This window comes from Thiocapsa sp. C2-2m (genome assembly GCF_041903745.1).
GTDB classification, from domain to species: domain Bacteria; phylum Pseudomonadota; class Gammaproteobacteria; order Chromatiales; family Chromatiaceae; genus Thiocapsa; species Thiocapsa roseilacustris.
This window is the reverse complement of sequence record NZ_JBBWVD010000011.1, coordinates 57,107-68,673: the sequence shown is the minus strand read 5'-3', so window position 1 is coordinate 68,673 and position 11,567 is coordinate 57,107. Positions and strand designations below refer to the sequence as shown.

Genomic DNA, 11,567 nt, shown 5'->3' with positions numbered 1-11,567 from the left:
AAGCTTTGGGCTGAGCAACCCCTTTGGAAGGCGTAGCAGTCGGACCGTTGCAGTCCAGACGCGTCATTCTCCCACCTCGGGAGCTGCCGATCATCCAGTGCCTAGCGCAGCACCCGGGAACCACATCTTGGAGTAGTATAGGAGCTGCAAATGAACTGTTGTCGCATGGCTCGCGGAACAGATTAAGCTCTCCGAAAAACCGACGCGCGCCGGGGCCATCGAATCGCGGGGCATCGGTCGGCCTTTCGTTTGGCGTCATGAGAAGCCCGGGCCGGCCAATGAACTTCTCGGATCCTGAGGTTATCCATGACGGGAGTGCCTGCCCGACTCATCCGCGATGCGCGGCTCTTGTTGTTGGATTTCGACGGTGTGATTACGACCGAAGCGGAGGACGTGGCGCTCAAGGCGCAGACCCTATCGGTCTTTGCCGCGATCAGCACGCACTTCGGGGAACGTGCACTCAAGATGATGCGACTCGCGGGCCGAGCCATCTACGATGCGGGCGGAAGTCTGCAGCTCGGACCGCTCTTGTACCATACGGCGAAGCTGCTCAAGCCCGCCGAGGACCCGATCGAGCCGACGCTCGCGAGGCTTATCGACGCCTGCACCGGAAACCTCGACTATCGCGGGATCAGCCGAGCAGGAGACCGAATCCACGAGGGACTGGATCTGCTGAGGGATCACGACATCCAGGTCGCCATCTTGACCAACGGGGTCCGGGAGAACGTCTTCCGGGTTCTCGATGTCAAGGGACTCACCCAGATGTTTCCGCTTGAGCACATCTTCGATGCGATCTCGACGCTCGACAAGAAGGACAAACTGCATCCGAAGCCGGATCCGGAAGGCTATCGTTTCGTTCTCAAGGAGCTGGGTGTCGAGCCACACGCCTGTATCGTCGTCGACAACAGCCGTAAGAACATCCGAGCGGCAAAACGCGAGGTCGGCTGCGGCGGGACCGTCTACATCGGCAACAGTCTCAAGAGGAAGGACAAAGGGGTGATCGACCACTTGGCACCATCGTTCGAGCGGCTGATGGAAGAAGTGGTCGAGGTGCTGCGACCGGAGCGTTGAGGCTTCGGCGACATCCCAGAGCAGCAAAGCCGACGGGGCAGATGCCACGCCGCCATGACATCCGCGAAGAGCTACCGGCGACCCCGGCGCTTCGCCGGCGGCCGCGGGCAGGCATGCGTAGCGGCGCGCAAGCGAGGTTAGGGGTTCGCCGTATCCTCGGTGGTCCTAACCCCCGGATCGCCGTAGAAGACATAGTTCGTCGAGTAATCGCTGATCTCGAAATAGACCGACCTCTCGCCGCCGTCCTGGATCCCGTTCTGGTTTAGATCGAGGACGCCGTAACCGAAACGATAGGGTCGTGAATCTCGACCGTCGGTGGCGGTGGCCGTGGTGAGCTTGTCGATCTTGATGAATCGGCGCACCAGCTTATCCCCGGCGTAAACCTCGAGGATGCCGTTCGCCCCGGTCCAGTTCTGGAACGTTCGACCGAACTTGTTCTGGGTCTCTTGGGTGCAACCGACGGCCAGAAGGGTTGCCGTCACGCCCAGTACAGTCCTGTAGAAAGCCGTGGTCTTCATGGCACTTGGATTCCTCGATTCACTTTACTCGGCAGGCCCCAGATGCTGCAGGATCAGCGTGACCGCCTGCTGACTCAGCGGAATGTAACCCAGCTTCGCGGCATCGGCCTGTCCGTCGGTCAGCGCGTACCCAAGCACATCCTTCATCGCCTGCCACTTGACGTCGCCGTCGCCCCCGCGGCGCGTCACCAGCCAGGACAGGGACAAGATCGGATAGGCCCCGGCACCTTCCGGATCGGTGAGCTGGGACGGGTCAAGCTTCGCGCGGAAGACCTCGACCGCCGCGCGAAAGGAATCGCTTCCCGGCGCGACAAAGACGCCCTCGCGATTCTCGACCGACGCCATCTGCATGCCGGGCAGATGGGCGTAGGCATACTGAACATAGCCGATGGCACCGACCGTCGCCTGAACAAAGGCCGCCACACCGCCGTTGCCGTGACCGCGGATAAGACCCCCTCGCTCGAGCAGCAACGAGGGCCATGCCGGCGACTGGCTCTCGCCCACCTGTTTCGCGAACGCCGCGCTGATCGCACTCAGGTGCCGGGTCATGACCAAGGTGGTCCCGCTCGCATCCACTCGCGTGACCACCACGATCGGCAGATCCGGTATCTCGACACCCGGGTTGGCCGCAAGGATCAGCGGATCGTTCCAACGCGCGATCGCGCCGAGAAAGATGCCGGCGAGCGCCTCGCGCGAGAGCTTCAACCCGTCGATTCCCGGAAGGTTGTAGGTCAACACCACAGCGCCCGCCGTCAGCGGGATCTGCAGGAGGTCGGCGCCGACCCTCTCGGCAAGCTCGCCGGTCAAGGGCTGATCGGACCCCGCGAAATCAAGCCGACCTTCGATGAAGCTGTTGACGCCGGGTCCGGAGCCGATCGGCTGATAATCGACCTGGATGTTCGGATGGGCCAGGAAGTAGTCGCGGAACCACCGCTGGTAGAGCGGCGCCGGAAAACTCGCCCCGGCGCCGTGGACCTTGATCAGGTCGGAAGCCATCGCCGAGGGCCACATGGATGCGGAGACCAGCGCCGCGAGGGCAAACGTCAGGACACGCAGAACGGGAGACAGGGGCATCTTGAATTCCTCTCGGGACTCGGTCTGGTCGGTGGTCGTTCGGGAACCGGTGATGAAGACGGCGTGGGCGGATCCTCAGGCCTTTTTATCCTCACCGCGGTTGGCCTCCAGGATCCGCGCGTAGCGCGCGGGATCGTTTTTGAGCATCAGAACGTAATCTTCGACTAGTCCTTGCCACCCGAATCCGCCATGCGCCTTGAGCTTGAGCAGGGCAATCATGAGCAGCTTGGAGGCGGCGCGGATTTCGCGGTCGGAGCCTTCCCCGTACCAATCGACAAGCTCCTCGTAGAGTGCTTCGACCTTCTCGACGGGTGTTCTTCGATCCGGATCTACCATAAGGACCTCAGGCGGTCGCCTCGACTGCACGAGGAAGGGCCAATCCATTCCTCGGCCGTGTGCACGACCCGATGCTCGGCCGGATCACGCACAGCGCCATACAATAGCCTTGGAATGTGTTGAAAAGATGACGGCGACCTGTCCGAACCGGTCGGGTCAAGACCCACTAGCCACGCTCAGGTCTCTTCGGACGCCGGCCCCCCCGCGTCGGACGAGGCCCGAGTTGCCCTGGTCCCTGCATCGGCGGCATCCCGATAAGGGATCTCCTCCTCGAACTCCAGCACGTTGATCTCGATCGCGAAGAAGCAGAGGATCCAGAGCAAGGCGTCGTAGGTATCCAGCCATTCCCCCTCGAGCCCCCAGAGCAGGGCGAAGACAAAGAGGGCCGCGTAGAGCACCAGCTTTGCCCCGTTGCGAAGGTACCATTCCCAGCGGGCATACTCCCCCGGCGAGTAGACATCGTACTCGAGCAGGAGGACGATCGCGATCCAGGCCAAGGCGTTCCAGAGGTCGACCGGGCCATGCTCGGCGATGTAGTCCGCCGCGCCGTATCCCACCGCGCTGTGCAGAATCAGACCGTAGGCCAGGATGCGCCCGGCATGAATCCCCCATTTCTCCCATCGCGAGACATAGGGCTTGTCGAGCTGACTGGTCTCCCACTCGAAGAGCAGCAGCAAGGTCAGCCAGGCCAGGCTGTCCAAGCCCTCGACCAGCGTTTGCTCGGTGAAGAAGAGGAAGACGTTGACGCCGAGCAGGCTGAAGACCGTCCACTTGAAGTAGGGAAACGCCTTGCGCAAGAAGGGATGAGCGGCCGCCATCGGTTTAATCCTTCATCCCTTCGATTCCGCGCTTGGCCTCTTCGCGGCTTTCGTAGACATGCGGGGCCAGACCCCGTGCCGCGAGCGACTCGCCGAGCTTCATGCGGAGGAAGGCGCTCGTGGTGTAGCGCGTGATGTCCCGATAGAAGCGCGCCACCAGATCCTCCACCATCGCCGCATAGGGACCGACCAAGTCGGGGCGGATCGAGAAGTTGTCGTAGTTCACGACCGCATCGACCTTGTGACCCAGGGGCTCGACGACGGACTCCACCGCCGCGCGGATTCGTGCGATATCGGCCGGGTCGTTGACCGCGAAGGCCTCGAGGTTGATGAAGAGCAGATTCTTCTCCGGTTCGTAGACCAAACGATCGACGAGCGGGATCTCCAGCAGATCCTTTTCGAGCCCCATGGGCTGGTCGGTGAAAATCCGCGGATCCATGGTCTCGAGGGGCTCGGCGATCCGCGGACGGAAATCCATGTGGGCGAGAATGTCGCGATCCAAATCAACGCCCGGTGCGATCTCGACCAGGGTCAGGCCCTCGGGACGCATGGCGAAGACACAACGCTCGGTGATGTAAAGGACGGGCTGACCGACCCGGCGGGCACGCTCGCCGCTGAAGGTCACCTGCTCCACCTGCTCGATGAACTTGCGCCCGCCATCACCCTCCGCCACGGAGACCCTCCCGTCGCCGATCCGGATCGCGCCCTTGGCGGTCGTAAAGGTCCCGACAAAGACCAGCTTCTTCGCGTTCTGACTGATGTCGATGAAGCCACCGGCGCCGGCCAGCTTGGGACCGAAGCGGCTGACATTGACGTTGCCCTCGGCATCGGCTTGGGCCAGACCGAGGAACGCGAGATCCAGGCCGCCGCCGTTGTAGAAGTCGAACTGGGCCGGTTGGTCGACCAGAGCGGCGATATTGGTCCCGGCGCCGAAGTTCAACCCGCCGGCCGGCAGTCCGCCGATCAGCCCCGGCTCGGCCGTGAGGGTGACATAGTCGAGGATGCCTTCCTCGTTGGCCACGTTGGCGATGCCCTCGGGCATGCCGATGCCGAGATTGACGACGGCGTTCGGTCGCAGCTCGAAGGCCGCACGCCGTGCGATCGCCTTGCGTGCATTCAGCGGCAGGGCAGCAATCGACTGCATGGGCACCCGGATCTCGGCGCTGAAGGCCGGACTGTAGGGTTCGGCAAAGGTCTGCCAATGATGCTCGGGCGGTGCCACCACGACGCAATCCACCAGGATGCCCGGGATGCGCACCTGGCGTGGATTGAGGGTGTGCCGGTCGGCGATCCGCTCGACCTGAACGATCACCATCCCGCCCGAGTTGTGCGCCGCCGTCGCCAAGGCGAGCGACTCCAGAATCAGCGCCTCCTTCTCGATGGTGACGTTGCCGTCCGGGTCGGCGGTCGTCCCGCGGACGATGGCGACGTCGATCGGGAATGCCTTGTAGAAGAGATACTCCTCGCCGTCGATCTCCAGAATGCGGACCAGCTCATCGGTGGTCCGATCGTTGAGTCGACCGCCGCCGTTGCGCGGATCCACGAAGGTCTCCAGACCGACCCGGGTGATGGTGCCCGGCTTGCCGGCCCCGATATCGCGAAAGAGATGGGCAAGGACACCCTGGGGCAGGTTGTAGCCCTCGATCGCCCCGGAGTTGACCAGCTCTTGGAGCTTCGGCACCAGTCCCCAGTGGCCGCCGATGACCCGACGGACCAAGCCCGCGTGCCCCAAGTGATTGAGCCCGCGCTCCTTGCCGTCACCCTGTCCCGCGGCATAGACCAGGGTCAAATCGCGCGGCGCGCCTGTCTCGAGGAAGCGTTGCTCCAAGGCGCGCGCGACCGCCTCGGCGAAACCGATGCCGACGAATCCGCCGGTCGCAACCGTGTCGCCATTGCGGATCAGCCGAACGGCATCCGCTGCGGTGACCAGCTTGCCGCGCGCGGCTTGGCCTCCGGACGGGCGCTGGGCCATCGGGTGCGCCTTGGGCGCCGCGTCTGCGGCGGCGTCGGATTCGAAATGCGCGGGCCGGGATGTCGTGCTCATGGATGTGTCTCGACTGCTGTTTGAAGTCGGATGCGGTGCGCCTGCCGATCGTATCGCGTGCTCGCGCGTGCAATCATGCAGCCAAAAAGGCACCGATCGTGTCGTAAACCTCGGCACAGGCCTCCGGGACCATGGCCTCGAGGTTCAGAAACCCATGGATCATCCCCGGCATGACCCGTTTCTCCGCGCGGATCCCTTGAAGCTCCAAGCGGTCGGCATAGGCAATGCCCTCGTCGCGCAGTGGATCGAATTCGCCGGTGATCACCAGGGTCGCGGGATAATCCGGGGTCAGATCCATATAAAACGGCGAGATGGCGCGCCGATCCTCGGCATTCTGGAGATAGGCATCGAACATCCAGAGGATCCGCTCGCGCTCGAGGAGGAAACCCTCCCCGTTCTCCGTCACCGAGGGTTGCGACAGGGTGTAATCCAAGCTCGGGTACAGCAGCACCTGACGCTCGATCGTCATGCCCGCGTCGAACTGTGCCAGATGAGACACGGTCGCGCAGAGCGCACCCCCGCCGCTGTCGCCCATCAAGGCGAGGCGCGGCTCATGGGGCATGTCCAGATTCTCGAGCAACCGAAAGACCCGCTTGGCGCAGGCCATGGCGTCCTTGAGTGCGGCCGGATAGGGACACTCGGGTGCCAGTCGGTACTCGATCGAGACCACCAGCCGATTTGCCGCGAGCGCCAAGCGCCGCGCAATCGGATCGTAGAGTGAGACGCCGCCGGCAATATGGCCGCCACCGTGGACGAAGAGGGCTACGGGGAGCGGCCGATCCGGTTGCGGGTGATAGACGCGGACCGGAACCCGATAGTCCGGCCCCGGGATCAGGTCGTCGCGCACCCAAGCAACCTCGGGGGACTCGGTCACGAACCGACGGGTGACCAAATCCCATCCCTCGCGGGTATTGGTGGCCGTGCGCCGATAGCCATGCTCGCGGGCCTTGTGCTTGGCCTCGCGTTGGGCAAAGAGCCAATCCCGCAGGGGCTGCGGGATCCGCAGGTCACGCTCGTTCGTCATTCGCGCTCCTCGCTCGATCGCGATTTCGCCTCGCCGGCATGGCGGCTCGGCTTCGATTGCGGGGGCAGGTCAATCCGCCGTCGACCGACCTGCCCTGCTCCGCGGCCTCAGGCGATCTTACGCAGGGTTTCGGTTTCGACCAACGCGGGCGACGGCTCGAGATCCAGCGCCCGCGCCAAGCGATCGAGCATCGCAAGCGTCTCCGGACTCATCTCGTCGCGAGCGCCTGCGATCTCTTCGCAGAGGGCCATGGCGCGGCGCCGATCCTCCATCGAGACGATCAGCTTCGGCAAGGCGGCCAGCGCCGCTTCCGGCTCGTAGCCGACGATCAGGCTCTCCTTGTGGATCATGCGAGTGCGGTGCTTCGGCTTCATGCTCGCAAAGGGCTCGGTCGCCATCAGCATGCGGTTGGAGCGCTCCAAACGAGAACGCCGCACCTCTTTGCGCGACTGAGCCAGGAAGATGAGCATCCGAATGACGCCGTCGGCAAAGTCGCCGAGCTCGATCCGATCAAGCGCATCCTGGACCGAGGTCAGGGTCCGCAGATCTTCGCGCGGCGCCTCGCTGACGGTGCGGCTGAGCTGCTCGCCCATGGCCTGCACCGGCGGCGCACCCCAGAGCAGGTGGAAATTCCACTCGATCATGGCGTTCTGCATGTCGCGCGCGTTGTCCAACCACTGGGTGACCAGACCGGCACCGGCCCGCTCCATGATCCGGAAGGGATTGTCGTCCGCGGCCGGACGGCGTTGCTGACGGACCTCCTCAGCGAATCCCGGGAGAGGCTGCATCAGGGGGTTGCGATCGCTCTCGAGCCAGCGTTGCATCCGCATCGGGCTGGTATCGGCGAGCAGTTTGGCGGTGGTCTCGTTGCTCATCGCCTGGACGAATGGACGCAGGGTCAGGTCATACATCTCGGTGCCGATCTCGGAGAAACGGGCGACCGCAGCGAAAGGCCGATTGGAATCGTCCCCGCCGGTCTGCTCCATCATCTGCTCGATGCTGCGCTCGGCGAAGGCGACCTTGAAGGTCTTCTCAACGCCTTCGCCCTGGACCTCGGCGATGACCATCTCGTAGAGTCCGGGCGCCAGGGCCTCGATCGCCTTGAGTGTGGAGATGATCTGGTCATGCTCCTTCTTGGCGACCGACGAGGAGACGAAGATCCCCAGGTGACCGACATTCTCGTGGAGCGTGTAGAGGATGCGCTGTCCGCGGGCCCGGATCTCCTCGACATCCTTGTAGTGATCCGCGATCCACCCCAACGCCTGCTGCGGCGGCGTGATGTTGTCCCCGTGCGAGGCGAAGATGATGATGGGGGAGTTGATGTTGCGCAGATCCACATGGGTGCGCTCGTTGAGATTCGCACAGCCGCGTCCGAGACGGTTGCCGACGAAGAGATTCTCGACGATCCAGCTGATCTCCTCCGGGGTCATGTAGTAGAAACTGCCCCACCAGCGCTCGAAGCCGACGAAGCGCGGGACCTCGGTGTCGACCTGATCCCAGAGGCTGTAATACTTCGACCACCAGGTCGTGCTCGGGCTCAGGCGCTCGAAGTTGGAGACCAGATTGGCCCCGTCGAACTGGCCGTTGCCGAGATCCGAGAGGAGCTTCACGGAGGTCGCGCCGCCGACCAGCCCCCCCAGATAGCGCATGGGGTTTTTGCCCTTTTGTCCCGCCCAATAGGAGAGCGGCGCGCCGTTCGCGACGACCGGACCCGTGATGTCCGGGTTGGTCGCAGCCAGCAGCATTGCCGCCCAGCCGCCCTGACAGTTGCCGATCACGACGGGTTTAGGCGAATCCGGATGGCGCCGACGCACCTCCCGAACGAAGTCGGCCTCGGCCGCCGTCACGTCGGCCAGGGTCTGGCCGGGCATGGGCAGGCGCGTGAAGGTCACGAAATAGGTCGGATGGCCCTGATGGATGGCGGCACCCACCTCGCTTTCGTTCTTGAATCCGCCGATTCCCGAGCCGTGGCCCGCACGCGGATCGATGATGATGTAGGGCCGACCATCCTCGCGCACCGTGACGCCGGTCGGCGGGACGATCCGGACCAGCGAATAGTTCACCGGACGCGCCAGCTTGGTGCCGTCGACGACCATCTCGTGATCCCAGCTCAGCACCGTCTTGTCGCTGCCCTCTTCGTGCTCGACAAAGAAGTTGCCCCGCTGACGCAAGGCATCGGCGTAGAGCACGGAACGCTGCGACGCATCCAGCATGTAGTCGAGCCAGTCCTTGCCCAGCATGGGCGTCATGAAGGCACCGCTGACCTTGGTCCAGACATCGATGTTCTTACGGATGTTGGCCAGTGCGCTCTCGGACGCCTGCCAACCATGGGCTTGAAGGATCCGCTCCAGATCCTTCGCATAATCGGCGTACTCGTCGACCTTGAGGTCGGGCAGACCGGAACCTGAGTCGGCGGGCTTGGACTCGGCGCCGTTCGTCGAGGCTCGGGACAACGGCAGGAGTCGGGCCCAAGCGTCGAAGACGCCCTGCGGGTCGAGAGGTTGTGCGAGCAGCTTGAAGGGATCCGAATACTTTGCGAAATCGGCGACATCGAACATGGCATTGCTCCGCTGAATCAGTGCGTTTCTCGGTATGGATCCGGTCACGACGTCGACTCCCGACCGAAGGCCCGATCTCGATCTCAACCCTTGATGTGGTAACCGCCGTCCACGTAAATGGTCTGGCCCGTCAGCATGACGCCGGTGCGGGTCGCCAGCATGGCCGTGACCGCCCCCACGTCGTCGATCGTCGCGAGCCGACCGAGCGGCGATTTGGTGCGGGCCTCCTCCATCAACTCGTCGAAGTCCTTGAGGCCCGACGCCGCACGGGTCGCCAGCGGTCCGGGAGAGACGGCGAAGGCGCGGATGTTCTTGGGCCCCAGCTCCTCGGCGGTGTAACGCACCGCTGACTCAAGCGCCGCTTTGACCGGTCCCATCAGGTTGTAGGTCTTCACCACCCGCTCGGACCCGAAGAAGGTCATGGCGAAGAGGGAGCCGCCGTCGCTCATGAGGGGCTCGGCGAGCCTGGACATCCGCAGGAAGGAGTGGGCCGAGACATCGACGGCCACGCCGAAGCCGTGCGCGGAGCTGTCGACCAGCCGACCCTGCAGATCCTCACGCGGTGCAAAGGCGATCGAGTGGACGGCGAAGTCGAGCCGGCCCCAACGCTCCCGAATCGTCTCGAAGACCCCTTCGAGCTGGCCCTCCTGGGTCACGTCGCACGGCAGAAAGAGGCCGGCATCGACCGCTTGGGCGCAGGGCTCGACAAAGGGTTGCGCCTTCTCGTTCAGATAGGTCACAGCCAGATCGGCACCCAGGGTTTTGAAGGCGCGGGCACAGCCGTAGGCGATGGAATGCTCGTTGGCGATACCGAGGATCAGGCCCTTCTTGCCGGCAAGGGAGAAATAGTCTTGATCGATCATGTGCGATTCCGGTGAGATGATTCAGCAAACGCAAAGTGAAAATGACGCATGTCGCGCTGGACGCGGTTTAGGCCGCGGCGCGCACGACCCGCAACGTATGGATCGCGATCATCCGCTCCTCGTCGGTCGGGATGACCCAGACCGACGGCTGCCGACCCTCGGGGCTAATGCACAGCGCCCCCGCGGCGTTCGCCTCCGGATCGACGACGATGCCGAGCCAGGCGGCATCCCGACAGACGCGGGCACGGATTTCGGCGTCGTTCTCGCCGACCCCGGCCGTGAAGACGAGTGCATCGATTCCGCCGATCGCGGCGCAGAGCGCGCCGAGTGTCTGCCCGATGCGGTAGACGAAATAGTCGATTGCTTCCGCCGCCTTGGGGTCGTCGCTGCGATGAAGGTCACGCAGATCATTGCTGACGCCCGAGAGACCGAGCAGACCCGAGTCTTTGTAGAGCAGCCGCTCCAGATCGGCGACGCCCATGTGCTCCTCGCGCATCAGAAAGAGGATCACGCCCGGGTCAAGCACCCCGCAACGTGTCCCCATCGGGACACCGTCCAGGGCCGAGAAGCTCATCGTCGTCTCGACGCTGCGACCCTCCTTGATCGCGGTCATGCTGCATCCGCTGCCCAGGTGCGCGACCACGATCCGACCGGAGGCCAGCTCCGGGGCGAGTTCGCGGAACCGCTCGACGATGTACTCGTAGGACAGACCATGGAAGCCGTAGCGCTTGATCCCGCGATCGAGCAGCGCACGCGGCAGGGCAAACTGCTCGGTGACTGTCGGACGACCCCGATGAAAGCCGGTGTCGAAACAGGCGACCTGCGGCAGATCGGGGTGATCCGCCGCGACCGCACGGATGGCAGCCAGGTTGTTGGGCTGATGCAGGGGGACCAGCGGGATCAGGCCGGTCAGAACATCGATCACGGCGTCGTCGATCAGGACCGGCTGAGCGTACGCCTCGCCACCATGGGCCACGCGGTGACCCACAGCCTTAATCCGATCGCCTTCGGCAGCCGATGCCAGCCAATTCCAGATCTGTTTGAAGGCACGCGCATGACCCTGTGCGCCATCGACAGGCTCCCAGTAGCTTTCGCTCAATAAGGCCCCGTCTGCGGACTTGGCGACGAAATGCGGCCGAGTGCCGATCCCCTCGACCTGCCCCTTCATCGTCTGCTTCAGGCGGTCGCCCTCGACCGCGTAGACCGCGAACTTAATGCTCGAGGAGCCGGCGTTCAGCGTCAGGATCAACTCGCTCATGGC

General features: G+C 64.0%; 10 protein-coding genes. 1 reads left to right on the top strand and 9 read right to left on the bottom strand.

The features are described 5' to 3' along the window. The first annotated feature begins 306 nt into the window (after window positions 1-306). On the top strand, window positions 307-1,071 hold the full coding sequence (locus AADX97_RS10300) for an HAD-IA family hydrolase (protein ID WP_374234622.1): 765 nt from the start codon (window positions 307-309) through the stop codon (window positions 1,069-1,071). A gap of 137 nt (window positions 1,072-1,208) precedes the next feature. Here AADX97_RS10300 and AADX97_RS10295 read toward each other — a convergent pair whose 3' ends face one another. From AADX97_RS10295 to AADX97_RS10255, 9 genes are all read right to left on the bottom strand, one after another. Then, complete coding sequence (locus AADX97_RS10295) at window positions 1,209-1,589, bottom strand: hypothetical protein (RefSeq protein WP_374234623.1); 381 nt, start codon at window positions 1,587-1,589, stop codon at window positions 1,209-1,211. 24 nt (window positions 1,590-1,613) lie between these two features. After that, complete coding sequence (gene pstS, locus AADX97_RS10290; RefSeq protein ID WP_374234624.1) at window positions 1,614-2,663, bottom strand: phosphate ABC transporter substrate-binding protein PstS; 1,050 nt, start codon at window positions 2,661-2,663, stop codon at window positions 1,614-1,616. A 75-nt stretch (window positions 2,664-2,738) separates the two neighbouring features. Next, window positions 2,739-2,999, bottom strand: coding sequence for a hypothetical protein (locus tag AADX97_RS10285; protein WP_374234625.1), 261 nt, complete (start codon window positions 2,997-2,999; stop codon window positions 2,739-2,741). Window positions 3,000-3,175: 176 nt separating this feature from the next. Further along, window positions 3,176-3,817 carry a hypothetical protein gene (locus tag AADX97_RS10280; RefSeq protein ID WP_374234626.1) on the bottom strand — a complete coding sequence of 214 codons (642 nt, stop codon included), beginning with the start codon at window positions 3,815-3,817 and terminating at the stop codon, window positions 3,176-3,178. Window positions 3,818-3,821: 4 nt separating this feature from the next. After that, window positions 3,822-5,861 carry an acyl CoA:acetate/3-ketoacid CoA transferase gene (locus AADX97_RS10275; protein WP_374234627.1) on the bottom strand — a complete coding sequence of 680 codons (2,040 nt, stop codon included), beginning with the start codon at window positions 5,859-5,861 and terminating at the stop codon, window positions 3,822-3,824. A 73-nt stretch (window positions 5,862-5,934) separates the two neighbouring features. Continuing rightward, window positions 5,935-6,885, bottom strand: a complete 951-nt coding sequence (locus AADX97_RS10270; RefSeq protein WP_374234628.1) for an alpha/beta hydrolase — start codon at window positions 6,883-6,885, stop codon at window positions 5,935-5,937. A 107-nt stretch (window positions 6,886-6,992) separates the two neighbouring features. Further along, a complete protein-coding gene (locus tag AADX97_RS10265) occupies window positions 6,993-9,443 on the bottom strand; it encodes a DUF3141 domain-containing protein (protein ID WP_374234629.1) in 2,451 nt (816 codons plus the stop codon). An 83-nt stretch (window positions 9,444-9,526) separates the two neighbouring features. Next, the gene (fabI, locus tag AADX97_RS10260) at window positions 9,527-10,306 is read right to left on the bottom strand and encodes an enoyl-ACP reductase FabI (protein ID WP_374234630.1); all 780 of its coding nucleotides are present in this window, start codon (window positions 10,304-10,306) and stop codon (window positions 9,527-9,529) included. A gap of 67 nt (window positions 10,307-10,373) precedes the next feature. After that, the gene (locus tag AADX97_RS10255; protein ID WP_374234631.1) at window positions 10,374-11,564 is read right to left on the bottom strand and encodes an acetate/propionate family kinase; all 1,191 of its coding nucleotides are present in this window, start codon (window positions 11,562-11,564) and stop codon (window positions 10,374-10,376) included. Window positions 11,565-11,567 lie beyond the last annotated feature (3 nt).

Excerpts from the sequence above, each read along its gene's own strand:
- AADX97_RS10255 (WP_374234631.1), bottom strand. The coding sequence starts at position 11,564 with ATGAGCGAGTTGATCCTGACGCTGAACGCCGGCTCCTCGAGCATTAAG.
- AADX97_RS10285 (WP_374234625.1), bottom strand. The coding sequence starts at position 2,999 with ATGGTAGATCCGGATCGAAGAACACCCGTCGAGAAGGTCGAAGCACTC.
- pstS (WP_374234624.1), bottom strand. The coding sequence starts at position 2,663 with ATGCCCCTGTCTCCCGTTCTGCGTGTCCTGACGTTTGCCCTCGCGGCG.
- AADX97_RS10300 (WP_374234622.1), top strand. The coding sequence starts at position 307 with ATGACGGGAGTGCCTGCCCGACTCATCCGCGATGCGCGGCTCTTGTTG.
- AADX97_RS10295 (WP_374234623.1), bottom strand. The coding sequence starts at position 1,589 with ATGAAGACCACGGCTTTCTACAGGACTGTACTGGGCGTGACGGCAACC.
- AADX97_RS10265 (WP_374234629.1), bottom strand. The coding sequence starts at position 9,443 with ATGTTCGATGTCGCCGATTTCGCAAAGTATTCGGATCCCTTCAAGCTG.
- fabI (WP_374234630.1), bottom strand. The coding sequence starts at position 10,306 with ATGATCGATCAAGACTATTTCTCCCTTGCCGGCAAGAAGGGCCTGATC.
- AADX97_RS10280 (WP_374234626.1), bottom strand. The coding sequence starts at position 3,817 with ATGGCGGCCGCTCATCCCTTCTTGCGCAAGGCGTTTCCCTACTTCAAG.
- AADX97_RS10275 (WP_374234627.1), bottom strand. The coding sequence starts at position 5,861 with ATGAGCACGACATCCCGGCCCGCGCATTTCGAATCCGACGCCGCCGCA.
- AADX97_RS10270 (WP_374234628.1), bottom strand. The coding sequence starts at position 6,885 with ATGACGAACGAGCGTGACCTGCGGATCCCGCAGCCCCTGCGGGATTGG.